The sequence below is a fragment of the Mesorhizobium sp. M0563 genome, assembly GCF_040321065.1.
Taxonomy (GTDB): Bacteria; Pseudomonadota; Alphaproteobacteria; order Rhizobiales; family Rhizobiaceae; genus Mesorhizobium.
This window is the reverse complement of record NZ_JAMYQV010000002.1, coordinates 144,538-159,061: the sequence shown is the minus strand read 5'-3', so window position 1 is coordinate 159,061 and position 14,524 is coordinate 144,538. Positions and strand designations below refer to the sequence as shown.

Below are 14,524 nucleotides of genomic sequence, written 5' to 3'. Positions count from 1 at the left end.
CAAGCTGATGCTTCGTCTCGGCCTCAACCCCTACGGACTGACCTACTATCTCGGACTGCAGGGCCGTGGCACGCCGCGGCACAATCCGGACGGCGTGGGACTGGAAGGCTTCATCGCGCTGGCGCAGGAACTGGGCGCACGCACGCTCGAGATCTACGAACCCTGGTTGACCGACTTGCCGGATGCCGAAATCGTCGCGCTGCGCAAGCGTATGAGTGCGCTCGATATTGTCCCCGTGGTGAGCGGCGGGCTGCTGGTGGCAGGTCCGCTGGACAACGCATTTCGGGCTGCGCGCCTGCTCGAGGCGACGACGATCCGTATCGCACTGACGCCTGTCCTGTGCGGCGACCGCAACGCCTGGGGCCGGAAATGGAGTGAGTTCAATACGACGATCCGCGCTGCGTTGACAGATTGGGGACCGCGTGCGGCGGCCGAGGGCCGGGTACTCGGCATCGAGAACCATCAGGACTTCGGCAGCGACGAACTGGTCGCGTTCTGCGAGCTCGGCGGACCGGGCGTCGGCATCACCTACGACACCGGCAACACTTTTCCTGTCGGCGAGGCGCCGCTTGCCTTCACGCAGCGGATCGCACCCTATGTCCGCCACGTTCACCTCAAGGACTATCGCGTGCAGTTCACGGATGAGGGCTACCGTCTGGTCCGCTGCGCGATCGGCGACGGCGCCGTGCCTTTTGGCGAACTGGCAGCCATCCTTGGCGAGCACCACGACACGCTGACGGCGGTGCTCGAACCGGGCGCGCTGGAGGCCCGTCACGTTCGCTGTCTCACGGACGACTGGTGGAACGGATATGCGCCGAAGACCGCACGCGAGTTCGCGGCCTGCCTGAGTGCTGCGCGCGCGAACCGTCTTGCGGACGACGCCGACTACCGCACGCCATGGGAGCGCGACGATGACGGCGCGCTCGTTTCGTATGAGCTCGACATGATCCGCCGCAGCGCCGCCAATATGAAGAAGTTCGGTTTCATTGCAATGGAGAGATCAGCATGACCACCCGAGACCTCAGCGGCCTGACCGCCTTCGTCACCGGCTCGGGACGCGGCCTCGGCCGCGTGATGGCCGACCGCTTGGCCGAACTTGGCGCAAACGTCGCGGTCCACGACCTCGATTGGGCCCGGCCATCTCAATATGGTGAATTCGCGGACCTCGGCGACTCTGCCCGGGGCTTGGAGAAGCATGGGACACGGGTGACCGCGGTCACCGGCAATATAGGCGACAAGCAAGCTGTCGCCGAAATGAAGAGGAAGATCGAGGCGGACCTCGGCGACGTGCACATTCTGGTCAACTGCGCCGGCGGCGACATCGGCGCCAAGGGCGTAAAGCCCAGTCCCAACAACGCACTCGACATCGACTACGACGACATCAAGGTTCTAACCGAGAACAATCTCATCGGCACGATGTTGGTTTGCCAGGCGTTCGTTCCGCCGATGGTCAAGCGGGGCTCGGGCTCGGTGATCAACATCGCCTCGGCGGCAGCGCATATCGGCTGCTCACCCGAGGTGGTCTACTCAACGCTTAAGGCGGCCGTCGTCCATTATACGCGCTGCCTCGCCAAGGAATTGATCGACGATGGCGTACGCGTCAATGCGGTAAGCCCTGGCGCCACCAAGACGGCACGGTTCCAGGCGAGTCGCGTGGTCGATCCGCAGCGCATGGATTCGAGCAAGAAATCGCTGAACCGGTATGCGGAGCCTGAAGAGATCGCCGAAGCGGTGGCCTTCCTCGCCGGTCCGCGCGCGCGCTTCATCAACGGGCAGGTAATCCGTGTCGATGGCGGTTTCACAATCTTTCCAGGTTAAGCCGCAACCATTGCCGGTTTCGGATGAGTATTTGATCGTGCCGTGACCCGATAAAACTGTTATCGTGCCCTCGCGTCGGGGGCGAAACCATGCAGATCGAGGGGATGGGTTCGGGCAGCATCGGCCGCTGTTTGGCGGTTGTCCGTTGGCAGAGGCGTTACGCTGATGGCGCCAGTGCCGCCTCACAGCGCTGCAACGGCGCTAGCCTCCGGATCCGCGGCAAATGACGGATAATGCCAACGTCCTTGATGCAGTAGTAGTCGGGGCCGGCTGGGCCGGTCTGGGCGTCAGCTATTCGCTGGCTCGGCAAGGCTTGCGCCATGCCGTATTGGAGCGCGGCCGCATCGGAGAGACCTGGCGCACCCAGCGGTGGGATTCCTTCCGGATGAATACGCCCAACGTGCAGACCGTCATGCCCGGCGACTGCTATGACGGTTCGGATCCGTTCGGTGCCCTGACGCGCAACCAGTTCGTCGCCCTGCTTGAGGATTTCGCCAGGCGAAACGAATTGCCGGTCGAACCGGACACTGTGGTGACCGAGCTCGCCGGCGGGCACGAGAATGGCGGCTATCGGCTGATCACCTCGCGCGGAACACTTTTGGCACGCAACGTGGTGATCGCCAGCGGCAACTTGAATTGTCCGGTGCGCCCAGTTTGGGCCGCTGCGTTGCCGCCGGGCCTGCGCCAGATCGATGCTTCTGATTATCGCAGCGCCGCTGATCTCCCGGCTGGAGCGGTGCTGGTGGTCGGAAGCGGCCAGTCCGGTGCCCAGATCGCGGAAGAACTGGCGGAAGCAGGCCGAACAGTCTTCCTTGCCACCAGCCGGGTCGGGCGGCTCTCGCGGCACTACCGAGGTCGCGACATCATGCTCTGGCTCGTCGAAAGCGGATTTCTCGACGTGCGTCGAGACGAGATCATTCGACTTGCGGGGCGCATTCCACCTCGTGGTCTGCTTGGGGTAGAACACACGATAAGCCTGCAAGGGCTCGGCGCCCAAGGTGTCGTGCTGCTGGGGCGGTTCGCAGGCGTCGAAGATGACGGCCGTCTGTCATTCGCCGACGATCTCGAAGAGCATGTTCGTTTTGCGGATGAGGCCTCCGCCAACGTCAAACGCTATATCGACGAATACATCAGCCGCTCCGGAATCGATGCCCCCGTTTCGGAACCCGACCCAGCGGAGACTGTCGCAGCGCAGCTGCCGAATCCGGCTGTCCGTTCTCTTGATGCTGCCGAGTCCGGCATCACGACCGTGGTGTGGTGCACCGGATTCAAGGGCGATTTCAGTTGGGTGAGGCTTTCCGGTCTGCTCGACCCGGAAGGACAGCCTGTTCACGAGGATGGCGTGGCCGCCCTGCCAGGCATCTACTTCGCCGGGTTGGATTTCGCCTCCACGCGCAAATCAGGCATAATATTGGCGATTGCCGAGGAGGCCCATCGCCTTGCGGAACACATCGTGCGGCGTTCGTGACGACCTGGACACCGTCGGCAGGTTTCTAAACCCCCAAGCGGTGAACGGAAGCCGTCACGCCGCCTATCACAGCTTCCTGCAAGCACGCGGCCTTCCGCTGCGAGATGACCTTGTGATCGGCGGTGCAGAGGCGCGCAAGGCTGCGTTTGCCAATGTCACGGCGCTGGCCGCCCGCATGGACCGGCCGACCGCGCTTTTCGTCGAATCCGATCTTGCCGCCGTGACCGCCCTGCACGCATTCGAGGAGGCCGGGCTCTCCGTGCCGGGCGACATAGCGGTCATCGGGTGTGGCAATATCGACGAGGGCGAATTCAGTCATACGGCATTGACGACGATCGGTCCTGAAACGGCCCACTACGACCATTTTGCCGATCATCTGATCTCATTGATTTCGGCAACACCGGGCGCAATACCTACCCTTTTCAGCGTTTCGTGGCAGTTGGTCCGTCGCACGTCCGCATGAGCAGGATCGCCGCTATTTGACGCCTACGCTTTCAGGCCAGAGCGCCTGGATTTCCTTTGGCAGCGCATCTCGCACCTTTGCCGACTGGCCAAGGTCGATATGCCGTGCAAGCACGCGAAATACCGAGCGTACTGCATCCTCGGGATCGACAGGACGGGTCGATTTCAATTCATCGGCGATGTGTTGCAGGAACTCCTCGAGCGAGCGTGTCTTGTCGGGCATGTCGGCGGGCCGATAGCGATCATAGTAGGCGCCGCGCACGAGCAGCGGCAGTTCGGCTCCCAATTTGGCCGCCAGTCCGATCTGTAGCCTGTCCCGCAGGGTTCGCAGAACGGCGCCCAATGTGTGCCAGGCGACGTGGCGATCTGGACCAAGATCCGCCATGATCTCGTCGAGCCAGATGTTTGTTAGTTGCAGCGTTTTGTCAAAAACGTCCAAGCCGGTTGTGCTCATCGTCGCCTCCTCGAAAGGTTCTGCGGGCGAAACGGCGACCGGAGACAATTGTTTCGTGGTCCTGTGAAAATAGCCTGGCAAAGCGATGGAAGCCGGTTTAGGTCGGAGAGCCTCTTTGCGTCAGGTCTGCTCTTGGCGCTTCGGCTTCGCTGCCGACGAGCTTCGCCAGCTTCGGTGAGCGCCGTCTCGAGGCGCGCAGCTCTTCGAACGTCAACGGCGCGCGCAACCTTCCCATGGTCGTATCCGGCCATCTGCGTTCCGATCATGAAAGCCGTCTCTGCTGATCCGAAATGCGTCTTTGTCCCCCTAACTGGGCTTGCGCTCATCGGTTCCGAACGCCTCGCCGTCTAGGCCGGCAATGAGACCAGTCCTCACGTTGCCCGAACCGGATATCTCTTGCCGGACATCTCTTGACTGAATGAGCGGCCCGCGCCGACAATGGCATTGGGAAGATGGCGGGATGTCGTCCACGGTGTTCGGCACCACTTGCCGATCAAGCTGCGAAAGGCCTGTCATGGATTGGAAGCTGGAACTGGTCCCGGTCCCCGTATCGGATGTCGATAGAGCAATCGCCTTTTATGTCGGCAAGGTCGGCTTTCATCTCGATCACGACCACACCGTAAGCGACGAGATACGTTTCGTGCAATTGACGCCGCCCGGTTCGGCCTGTTCGATTGCCATGGGCAAGGGCCTCGTCGACAGCCCCCCGGGATCCATAAGAGGCCTGCAACTGGTCGTGCCCGATATTGATGAGGCACACCGGCACCTGGCAGCTCAAGGTATCGTGGTCAGCGATATCAAGGATTTTCCCTGGGGCAGATTTGTCTTCTTTGAGGATCCCGACGGCAACACCTGGTCTGTCCAGCAACTTCCACCTCGCAGCTGAGGCGGCGCGCTACGGCAGGGTCGCGCCCCGACGCAGATAGCGCGGGATGCACGCTTCAACTCGAACGCATCCCGGCCTAACGCCTCTTCTCGTCGAAGGCGGCGTTCCAATTGTGATAAGGCGCGCGAAAGGTGGGGATGCGGTTCTCGACATCGGCAAGCTCTTCGAACGGCTTGTGCGGTTCCGCCTGATACCAGAAAGCGACCGATGAGATGTCGTCAGAGCGGCGATTGGCGTGACCGTGCTCGATGGTCACCCGGATGCGTTTGTGAAAGATGACCGGGTCTTCTATGTGCCAGCGATAGAGCGTAACCGGCTCGGTCCAGTTCGGCCCGCCGGCGGCGATGATGCCGTGATAGGACGCACTGTAGTCCTGTGTCGGGCACCATGCCGTATTGAAATAATCTTCCGTGCCGGTGCCGTGCAGCGTCGGCGGCCATGCGTCGTTGGCGCCGGGGCTGGTCTCGCCACGATCGCCGACCAGTTCGGCCTTCGGGCCGATACGCGGATCGGGCTTGCGCACCGCATCCGGCACGGAAATGCCCGGCTCGCCATCGACGAAGATCATGTCGTCGCCCTCGCCATACCAGTCCCATAGAGGGGAACGGCGCCGCGAATAGACCGAATAGAGCAGGCCGACATAGTGGCCGTGACCCTCCGCCTCCAGGATGGTGTAGTTGCCGTTCCCGTCGGTATTTTCCCCGCCAAACAGGACCTGCTCGTTGGCCAGCCCCGTCTCGTCGATGCCATCGGGTCGCTGCTGCCTGTATTGGGCGTGGAAGCGGCCCAGGCCTTCCTCGAGTTCCTCATGCAGTTCGAGATCGACATAGTAATAGAAAAGCAGGTCGTCCTCAGCTTCATTGGTGACGGTGAAGCGCATATGGCTGGCAAACGGCATCGGAAAATAGCAGTTGAAGGCCTTGCCATCCTCTGGACTTGCCTGCACCGGCAGGCTGGCAAAATTGCGGGTGCGGGCATGGCCCATGCCGAAGAAATCGCCGATCGGTGTTTCGATGCTCGGATGTTCTTCACCATCCCAATAGGCGCGCAATACGATCTTGCGCAGGAAGTCCTCGCTCTTGCAGGCGAGCGTCGCCCAGATATGCGTAATGATGCCGGCACCATAATGCTCGGCAATCACCAGCGTCTGGCCAGGTTCAATATGCAGCCGGTCGTCATTGCCGCCGGTGCGGTCGTAGCTTGAGAACCGGCGGGTTTTGGCATCGCGCAATTTGGCGAGCCCGCGAAGCGGCGACAGGCCGGCATTATCCATGTGTTTCTCCTCTTGCTTCAGCGGTTATTTCAGGCCGCTTGTCTTGATGGATTCCATGATCTGGCGCTGGAAGATCACGAAGAGGACCAGCATCGGCACGGCGACGATGGTCGAGGCGGCCATGACATAATTCCAGGCGGCGGCGTACTGGCTCTTGAAGTTTGCGATGGCAACCTGCACCACCCAGAGGTTGAGGTCCGATGTGATCGTCAACGGCCACAGGAAAGCGTTCCAGTTGGCGAGAAAGAACAGGATCGCCAACGCCGACAGGATCGGCCGGCTGAGCGGCAGGATGATGCTCCAATAGATGCGCCAATAGCTGGCGCCATCCATGATCGCCGCTTCTTCCAGCTCCCTCGGCAGCGACAGGTAGTATTGCCTGAGCAGGAAGATGCCGAATGCGTTGAAGATCGCCGGAATGATCAGCCCGGCATAGCTGTCCAGCATGTGCAGCGTCCGCGTCAAAATGAACAGCGGCACGATGATCACCGGTAGCGACACCAGGAACGTCGAGAACATGGCGAGGAACAGGATGTCGCGGCCCGGAAAACGCAGCCGTGCGAGCGAATAGCCGGCCATCGAATGGAAGAACAGCGCAGCGACGGTCACCGTCGCCGACACGAAGAACGAGTTGAAAAGGTAGCGCAGGAACGGCACCTCGGTCAGCACATAGAGGAAATTGCCGAGCGTCGGCTGTTCCGGAATGAGGCTCGGCGTGAAGACGTCGCTCGCCGGCTTGAGCGAGATGACCAGCATCCAGACAAGCGGGAACACCGTCATCAGGCCAAGCGCCGCGGTCGCCAGCATCCAGGCAAGCCTCGCCGCTCGTATCTGCGAACGCGTGGAAGGAGTTCGGCTGTCAGTCATGCTCGAAACGTCCGCCGCGCGTCAGCAGGAAGAAGAACACCGTGACCAGCATCAGCGCCAGCACCAGCAGCGATGCCATTGCCGATGCATAGCCGAAGGCGCCGAACTGGAACGCCTGCTTGTAGATGTAGATGATCAGCACCGAGGTCGAATTGACGGGCCCGCCCTTGGTCATCACATAGATCAGGTCGAAGACCTGGCCGCCGGCGACAGCCGCGACCAGCGAGACCAGGAGGACGAAGAAGCTGGTCGGTTTGAGCAAGGGCAAGGTAATGTACCAGAAGCTTGTCACCGGCCCGGCGCCGTCGATCTTTGCGGCCTCGTAATACTCTGCCGGGATGTCCTGGAGCCCGCCGAGGAAGATCAGCATGTAAAAGCCCATCAGGAACCAGACGCTGACCAGCACCAGCGTGAACAGCGCCAGATTTGGATCGCCGAGCAGCGAAATTCCGCTGAGGCCGACGAGCGGCGCCAGCCGGCTGACGATGCCGACCTTCTCGACCAGCATGAGTTGCCAGACGAGCGCATGCGGTTGGCGATGACGCTTTCCGGGAAATCGGCTTTGGCGGCATCCTCGATATGCGGCGTCAGGTCGGCCAGTACGCCGCCATTGTAATAACGCAGGAAATCGCCGGGGCTGATGAGGAAGATGTCGGGGCCCTCGCCCGACGCGAAGGCCGTCGCCAGCTTGGAGCCGGAGATGTATTCGCTGTTGACGACATATTCGAGCTCGACCTTCTGGTCGTGGCCGTCGTTCCAGTCGGCCACCAGCTTTTCGAACCACTGGACCTGTGGCTTCACGTCTCCGCCCGGCGCATAGAACTGCCAGAATTTCAGCGGCGCTTCCTGAGCGCGCAAGGCCATCCTATTGATGAACGGGAAGCCTGTAAGGCCGGCGGCGGCGAAAGTGGCGCCGCCCTGGATCAGCCGACGGCGGTTGAGGGTCGTTTTGTCAGTCATCATTTCCTCCCTGGGTGTTGTTCGGTCGAACGTTGGCGAAGGACCTCCGTTCCCTCTGCCGGCATTTGGCGTCATGCGCTGTCGGATGGGCTCAACGCGCATGGGATCACTTCGGTGCGCGGCGCGCCCTCGACTTTGCCGCCCAGGCGCTCGAGCAGCATTTCCGTGGCGCGCTTGGCGAGCATTGTCGGGCTGTTGCCGACACGGGTCAGCTTCGGCCTGACATATTCCAGCTGAGGCAGGTCATCGAAGACCGCGATGGCGATATCCTGACGGATATTAATCGCATGGTCGTAGAATTCAGTCAGCGCACCGGAGGCCATCAGATAATTGGCGAAGAACATCGCCGACGGCAGGTTTCCGCCGTGCTTGTCCAGGAGCCAAGCGACCGCCTCCCGTCCTGACGGGGCAAGATAGCTTCCCTCGAACCGAAGATCGGTGGCGATTGGCACGCCATTGTCGGCAAGCCCTTTCTCGAAGCCCGCGGCACGCGCCATCGCCTCCTTGAAAAAGGATGGCCCGGTGACATGGGCGACGCGGCGATGGCCCCTCTTCGCCAGATACTCGCCCATCAGATAGCCGCCGCCGAAATCGTCCAGCTGGACGCTGTCGACGGCTTGATTGGGGAGATTGCCGATGAAGACGGCGGGCAGATCGAGGCTGAGCAGCTCGCTGTGCATGCCGTGCAGCGCGAAGTCGGCAACGATGACGCCGTCGACCCGCTTGCGCCCGATCTGGCGCAAATACTCGCGGCCGTGATCCTGTGAATGTCCGCCCGGTACGTCGGTGTTGAAGATCAGCATGTCGAGGCCGACCACTTCGAGCGTCGACTGCGCCGTCTTCACCAGCTCCGGGTAGAACGGGTTGCGGATGTCGGGGATCAGCATCGCGATGATGTTGGTGCGGCCGGTGCGCAGGCTCTGCGCCTGCGGGTTAGGCGTATAACCGAGTTCGTCGATCGCCGCTTGCACGCGCTCACGCAGCGGTTTCGATACCCGGTCCGCATGGTTGATGACATGCGACACTGTCGTGCGCGACACGCCCGCTCGCGTGGCAACTTTGGAAATCGTGCTCATAGTGACAGGTTATGAGCACATGAATGCATTTGCAAATCGATTTTACTGACGCCTCGCAGATTGGAGTCGTCCGGCGGATTGCTGCACAAATGACCAAAGAAAAAGGCCGGACTGTTAAGCCCGGCCAAGCGTGAAGGTCTGTAACCTCCAGAGGGGAACGCGCCGGACGCAATGGGAGGAGACGTCCGACGCAACTTTCATATGGGTCTGTATTGGTGACGTTTCAACGACATGGCAGTGGACCAACGTCGCTGTTGCCATAGTGCCAGGAACGCAAAGCATTCGAAGGGAGCGGTGGATCGCAGCTGCCAGTCGGATACAAAGGTTGCCGAATGCAAGGCGGGGTCCATTGCTCCTGGCATAGGGACTTCAGTCTGTAAGACTGTCGACCAAGGACCTGCACGGCCAAACTTTGGTCCGAGGCTGCTATCGCAAAAGCCCGAAATGCGAGAGTTTCAGGAACTGAGTTCCAAAGAACCCCGTTGCGATGCCGACTGGTACAGGAGGCCGCTATGGACCCGAGCATTCATCAGGCACGTTGGCTGCTTTTTCCGTTGTTTGGCCTGTGTTTCGGGATCGCGGCCATTGGATTTATTGTTGGCTGACGGTGGGAAGTCGGCGCTATCACCGAGAGACGCAACCAACGGAAGGCAAAAGACTTGCGCAGTAAATAGTCCCTTCCTGCGCCAGCGAGACCCACCAGTTACCATCGTGGGACTGGTGGGTCTTGACGTCCCGGATACAAACCATTGTTTTAAGCATGACACGAAGTCGAACAGGAGGCAGCACGACAGGTCCGTATGATTAAGGGGATTTACGACATGCGACTGGCAAGTTCATTGATGACGACCCGGAGACGAAGGACCAGATCTTCACGAGGACGTCGTGTCGGTATTTCCGTAATCGTGTTGACCTTCATTCTCGTCGTAGGCCCGTATCGCGTCATGTTCGACGGACCGTCGCCGACGCTCGGCCCGCAGGCCGCCTGTGCCAAAGACGGCGGGAACGGCAACGGCAATGGCGGAAACGGGAACGGGAATTCAGGCAATTCGGGTGGAAACTCCGGCAATTCAAACTCGAACGCTGGAGCCGGCAAGGGCAAAGCAAAGTCGCAGGACGACAATCCCCCTGATCCCGCCCCTGCGGTAAAGCCCGACAGCAAGCCAAAACTCTTTGTCAACGCGACCACAGGAGACCGGGTCGAGGTGCGTGGGCCGAGCATTGGCGTGGTGCATTCGAACGGCCTCAGCGAACGCATCGACAGCGGCCAATATGAAATGCGGGATGCCAAGGGCCGCACCATCATTCGACGCCTGGCGACGCGTTCCGATCGGGACAGATTGCTTGAAATGATCAACTGAGGGCCAGTTCACATAGCTGCGCTGTGCGGCAATTTTGGCTCAAGCATGATCGCGAACAGGCGGATGCCGGCGCTCAGTCGCGTCGCGCAACGTCATTGCGGCTTCGGTCCTGTTGCTGACGTTGAGCTTGGCCAGGATTCGCGTCATGTGGTGCTTTATCGTTTTCTCATGCAGGTTCAGCCGAAGCCCGATCCGCTTGTTGCTCAGTCCCGCGGCAACCAGCGTCAGGATCTCCCTTTCGCGGCTGGTGAGTTCGGCAAGTCCGTCAGCTTTCGCCGGCTCTTTTGATTTAGCCGACAGATCGGCCAACAGGCGCGCCGATAATTGTGGACAGACATATCGTTCGCCCGACGCTACCGTGCGCAGGATCGCAGCCAACGTCCTCGACCCGACCCCCTTCAAAACATAGCCCCTTGCCCCGCTCTGCAATGCGGTCATCACGTGCTGGTTCTCTTCCGAAACGGTCAGCATCACGATTTTCAATGCCGGCTGCCGCTCCAGGGCCGGTCCGATCACACCAAGGCCACCTCCGGGAACCGAGATGTCCATCAGCAGAATGTCCGGCCGCTGGTCTTCGATTATCCGCAGGGCGTCATCTCTGCTGCTTCCTTCGCCGACTATCTCGAATCCGCCGATCTGATCGAGCGTGCGCACAACGCCTTCCCTGAACAGAGGGTGGTCGTCGACGATGGCAAGCTTGATGGCTGCGGTCATGTCTGCCCCATTTCAACGATGTTGAGAGCCATTTTCACGATCGTGCCACTTTGTGAGGAAGTCACGGTAAACTGGCCCCCGAGGCTTTCCACCCGCTCGCGCAGCCCAACGAGCCCCAGCCTCTCGGGACGCACGATTTGTGGGTCAAAGCCAGGGCCGGCGTCGGACACTTCGATACAAACGCGCTCGCCGTCGAAATGTTTCTCGACCGACTGACCTTCACCTCCGGCATGGCGAAATCCATTGTTCAGCGCCTCCTGGACGAAGCGGAAGATGCAGATCTTGGCCGCCGGCGACAACGTCGCATGGCCGCCGGTCATCGATAGCGCCACTTTGGCTCCGGTTCGTTCTTCGTGCGCTTGCACGGCAAGCTCGAGAATTTCGGCCAACTCGGCATGCTCGATATGCGGCAGGACAAGGCCCTTGCTGATACTCCTGATCTCGCGCATGGCTTCGTCCAGATGTGCTTTGACGGCTAGCAATTCCTGTGCACGTTCGGCTGACGGCGTAGCGGGATCGGCAATGACAGGGCTGTCGATCCCCAGCGCTGCGAGAGCAACCAGTTGCGCGGGCCCATCGTGCAAGTCCGCACCGATGCGCCTGAGATAGCGTTCGTTGAGTGCGGTGGCGCGCTGCGAGGCACGCTGCACCTTCAGCCTCAACAGTCTGTTTTGAGCAAGCAGGTCGGAGAGTTCAGCAATGCGCTGCTTCAACGAGCGGCTCTGCGAACTGATCGTGCGGCTGCCACGGAACACGATTGCCGACAGCCCGAGAAAGAAGGCCGCTGTGACGGCGGCAACGTCCAGCCAGGTTCGAATGAGTGCCTGATGCAGGTTTCTTTCGAAATCAGTGGCGACCTCGTAGAATTCCGAAACGGCCACCACTTCCCCCGACCATGGCTGCAGCACCGGGTTGTAGATCTCGAGGAGATGCAAGCCGCTGGCTCTTTCGGCCTCGCTGTCCGGATCGTCGAGCTTGTCGAACTCCGAAACCATTTGGCCTGCAAACGCCGCGCGGAGATTGCCGCTGGGTTCAAAGCGCTTGCCGATCAATGTCTTGTCGGTCGAATACAGGATGGTTCCGTCGCGACGCCAGAGCTTGAAGGATTCGAGCCTTGTGCCGAGTGCCCCTTGTCCCAGCGTTTCATCGAGCGCGTGGGCGACGCTCTCGTCGAGGACTTCGCTCTTGCGCATATCCGGAAGCAGCGGCGCGATAACGCTGTCCACGTAAAGAGCCGTAGCGGATGCCGAATTCTGCGTGACCACGGCTTCAATGTGGCTCGTGACTGAAATCCCCACCACCACCATGGCCGACAGGGAGAATAGACCACCCGCGAGCAGGAACTGCGTGGCCAGCGACAACGCGTTCCAGCGGCCGACAAGGCTTGTCACCCAGTGTGGCCGAGTGTTCCGAGTGGCCCGCTCGGCAACACGCCGCATCAGTGGCGCGATTCTGGAGAACCGGCTAATTTGCTGTCGAACGTCGCTAAAAGACGCCATCCTTGGTGTGTAACCGATCAATTGCGATGGAACTAGGGCCTGATGAGAGGGCGAACAGCGCATCCGGCGCTTTTTTGCGCAACTGTCTCATTGCGTCGTTCGGTAAAGCTCGGACGCGGCCTGCTTCAGTGCCGCCCGTCCATCCGGCCTCAGATACATCATGTGCCCGCCTTCCAGCACCTCGGCGCGAATGGGCTTTGCGCCGGCAAGCGAAGGAATTTGACCAAGCAGGTAGCGCGAGCCCATGTACGGCGTCACCAGGTCGCTGTAGCCGTTGACGATCAGCACGCCGAGATTGGGGTTCAGCGTGCGCGCCTGCTGAAGGTCGTCCATGACACCCGCATAGCCCTGACGCGTCGGGCTCGTTCCATAGTCCCAATTGCCGCTAACTTCGCGGTTGAGAAGCCGATAGCTGATATCCGTACGGAAGTTCAATTCATCACGCACGTAGCCGACGAAAGCAGAGGTGAGCGCCGGCACGCTTCGCTCGAGCACCGGATCGGGACCCTCGACTCCCAGGCTCTCTGGCGCCACGTCCGCCGTCGCGATGTTGCCGTCATAGGCGCTGAGAACATTGCCCTTTGCCCGTGCAAACTCCTTGGCAAAGAGCCCTATGGGAATGCGTGCAAAGTGCCGCTGGACAAGGTTGAGCGGCAGACCGGTGATTTCGGCGACACGCTGGCTCGCCAGCCGTCCACCTTGCTCCAGTCCACCGGCTAGCGCGGCCAGATAATCGCCGAGCGCATAGCGTTCGACTTCTGCCAGCCGCTCCTGCAGAGCCGGGCCGGAAACGCCTTCGCTGTGCAGGCGCACTGCCGCCAGCGACGGCAGTTCCAGCGCCCAGTGGAGCGGCTGGAACTCGTCCGGGCGCACCAGCGTGAATTCGAGCGCCGGCGAAATCAGCACGACGCCGCTCGGGCTGATGCCGATGTCTTCCTGAAGCTTCCTGGCGAGCAATGCCGCCCGAAACCCGCCATAGCTTTCGCCGGCAAGAAACATCGGCGATGCCGTGCGGTTGGTCTGCGCCAGATAGAGCCGGATGAACGCGCCTATCGACGCGGCGTCCTGACTGACGCCCCAGAAGCTGTGTGCCTCCGTGCCGGGCGCTTCACGGCTGTAACCGGTTCCGACAGGGTCCACAAAGACCAAGTCGGTCATGTCGAGCCAAGTGTCGGGGTTATCGAACAGCCTCTGTGGCGGCGGCAGGAAACTTCCATCGGCCGCCGTCGCCAGGACCCGCGGACCGAGCGCGCCGAGGTGCAGATAGGCGGAAGCTGCTCCCGGACCGCCATTAAACACGAAGGTGATCGGACGCCGCGGATCCGGTCCCGTTTCTTTTCCGGGATGCAGTGCATAGGCGACATAGAAAATCTCGGCGGTGATATCGCCTTTGCCGGACGGCAATGACAGCGTGCCGGCCTTGGCCTCGTAATCGAGCGTGCGTCCGGCGATGACGATCGAATGATCGGAAGTCTGCGGCGGCGGCAGGAGCGAGAGAACCCCGCCTGTGGGCGGCGGCCGCTGGGCCGCCTCCGCATGACTGGCCCCAGCGCCGGCGACCAACAGCAGAAGAGCGAGGGCGATTTCTTGCAGCTTGATAAGCATGACGTCTCCGGAGCAATTGGCTGGAAACTAGCACACCGTCGGCCGAACCAAAGTCACAGCACCGTGCGCCAGTACTCGGCG

At 61.1% G+C, this 14,524-nt stretch carries 14 protein-coding genes and 1 pseudogene; 6 read left to right on the top strand and 9 right to left on the bottom strand.

Features of this window, described 5'->3' with window-relative positions:
* Nucleotides 1-7 precede the first annotated feature (7 nt).
* From NKI50_RS03415 to NKI50_RS03400, 4 genes are all read left to right on the top strand, one after another.
* Nucleotides 8-1,009, top strand: coding sequence for a sugar phosphate isomerase/epimerase family protein (locus NKI50_RS03415; protein ID WP_352640242.1), 1,002 nt, complete (start codon nucleotides 8-10; stop codon nucleotides 1,007-1,009).
* A complete protein-coding gene (locus tag NKI50_RS03410) occupies nucleotides 1,006-1,818 on the top strand; it encodes an SDR family NAD(P)-dependent oxidoreductase (RefSeq protein ID WP_023720285.1) in 813 nt (270 codons plus the stop codon). The genes NKI50_RS03415 and NKI50_RS03410 overlap by 4 nt, the downstream gene beginning before the upstream one ends.
* 223 nt (nucleotides 1,819-2,041) lie before the next feature.
* On the top strand, nucleotides 2,042-3,286 hold the full coding sequence (locus NKI50_RS03405; protein ID WP_352482017.1) for a flavin-containing monooxygenase: 1,245 nt from the start codon (nucleotides 2,042-2,044) through the stop codon (nucleotides 3,284-3,286).
* Entirely contained in the window at nucleotides 3,258-3,749 is a 492-nt protein-coding gene (locus tag NKI50_RS03400) for a substrate-binding domain-containing protein (RefSeq protein WP_198030514.1), read from the top strand. Before NKI50_RS03405 ends, NKI50_RS03400 begins: the two co-directional genes overlap by 29 nt.
* Nucleotides 3,750-3,761: 12 nt before the next feature.
* Here NKI50_RS03400 and NKI50_RS03395 read toward each other — a convergent pair whose 3' ends face one another.
* Nucleotides 3,762-4,202, bottom strand: coding sequence for a DUF2267 domain-containing protein (locus NKI50_RS03395; RefSeq protein ID WP_023720283.1), 441 nt, complete (start codon nucleotides 4,200-4,202; stop codon nucleotides 3,762-3,764).
* 514 nt (nucleotides 4,203-4,716) lie between these two features.
* Between NKI50_RS03395 and NKI50_RS03390 the strand changes: the two genes are divergently transcribed.
* Nucleotides 4,717-5,088, top strand: a complete 372-nt coding sequence (locus tag NKI50_RS03390; RefSeq protein ID WP_352494756.1) for a VOC family protein — start codon at nucleotides 4,717-4,719, stop codon at nucleotides 5,086-5,088.
* A gap of 76 nt (nucleotides 5,089-5,164) precedes the next feature.
* On the opposite strand, the gene NKI50_RS03385 is transcribed toward NKI50_RS03390, so the two are convergent.
* From NKI50_RS03385 to NKI50_RS03365, 5 genes and pseudogenes are all read right to left on the bottom strand, one after another.
* Nucleotides 5,165-6,361 (bottom strand): glycoside hydrolase family 172 protein, encoded by a 1,197-nt coding sequence (locus NKI50_RS03385; protein WP_023720279.1) that lies wholly within the window; start codon nucleotides 6,359-6,361, stop codon nucleotides 5,165-5,167.
* 24 nt (nucleotides 6,362-6,385) lie between these two features.
* Nucleotides 6,386-7,228 (bottom strand): carbohydrate ABC transporter permease, encoded by an 843-nt coding sequence (locus NKI50_RS03380; RefSeq protein ID WP_023720278.1) that lies wholly within the window; start codon nucleotides 7,226-7,228, stop codon nucleotides 6,386-6,388.
* Complete coding sequence (locus tag NKI50_RS03375) at nucleotides 7,221-7,736, bottom strand: carbohydrate ABC transporter permease (RefSeq protein WP_352715376.1); 516 nt, start codon at nucleotides 7,734-7,736, stop codon at nucleotides 7,221-7,223. Before NKI50_RS03375 ends, NKI50_RS03380 begins: the two co-directional genes overlap by 8 nt.
* Nucleotides 7,737-7,753: 17 nt before the next feature.
* Nucleotides 7,754-8,188: pseudogene (locus NKI50_RS03370) on the bottom strand (extracellular solute-binding protein); the annotation flags it as partial.
* A 71-nt stretch (nucleotides 8,189-8,259) separates the two neighbouring features.
* Nucleotides 8,260-9,264 (bottom strand): LacI family DNA-binding transcriptional regulator, encoded by a 1,005-nt coding sequence (locus tag NKI50_RS03365; protein WP_352640237.1) that lies wholly within the window; start codon nucleotides 9,262-9,264, stop codon nucleotides 8,260-8,262.
* Between the two features lie 905 nt (nucleotides 9,265-10,169).
* Between NKI50_RS03365 and NKI50_RS03360 the strand changes: the two genes are divergently transcribed.
* Entirely contained in the window at nucleotides 10,170-10,625 is a 456-nt protein-coding gene (locus NKI50_RS03360) for a hypothetical protein (protein ID WP_502900335.1), read from the top strand.
* Between the two features lie 39 nt (nucleotides 10,626-10,664).
* Here NKI50_RS03360 and NKI50_RS03355 read toward each other — a convergent pair whose 3' ends face one another.
* From NKI50_RS03355 to NKI50_RS03345, 3 genes are all read right to left on the bottom strand, one after another.
* Nucleotides 10,665-11,339: a LuxR C-terminal-related transcriptional regulator gene (locus NKI50_RS03355; protein ID WP_352640235.1), complete on the bottom strand. Its 675-nt coding sequence runs from the start codon at nucleotides 11,337-11,339 to the stop codon at nucleotides 10,665-10,667.
* The gene (locus tag NKI50_RS03350; RefSeq protein WP_352640248.1) at nucleotides 11,336-12,778 is read right to left on the bottom strand and encodes a sensor histidine kinase; all 1,443 of its coding nucleotides are present in this window, start codon (nucleotides 12,776-12,778) and stop codon (nucleotides 11,336-11,338) included. The genes NKI50_RS03355 and NKI50_RS03350 overlap by 4 nt, the downstream gene beginning before the upstream one ends.
* Nucleotides 12,779-12,925: 147 nt before the next feature.
* Nucleotides 12,926-14,443, bottom strand: coding sequence for a S10 family peptidase (locus NKI50_RS03345; RefSeq protein ID WP_352640234.1), 1,518 nt, complete (start codon nucleotides 14,441-14,443; stop codon nucleotides 12,926-12,928).
* Between the last annotated feature and the right edge of the window lie 81 nt (nucleotides 14,444-14,524).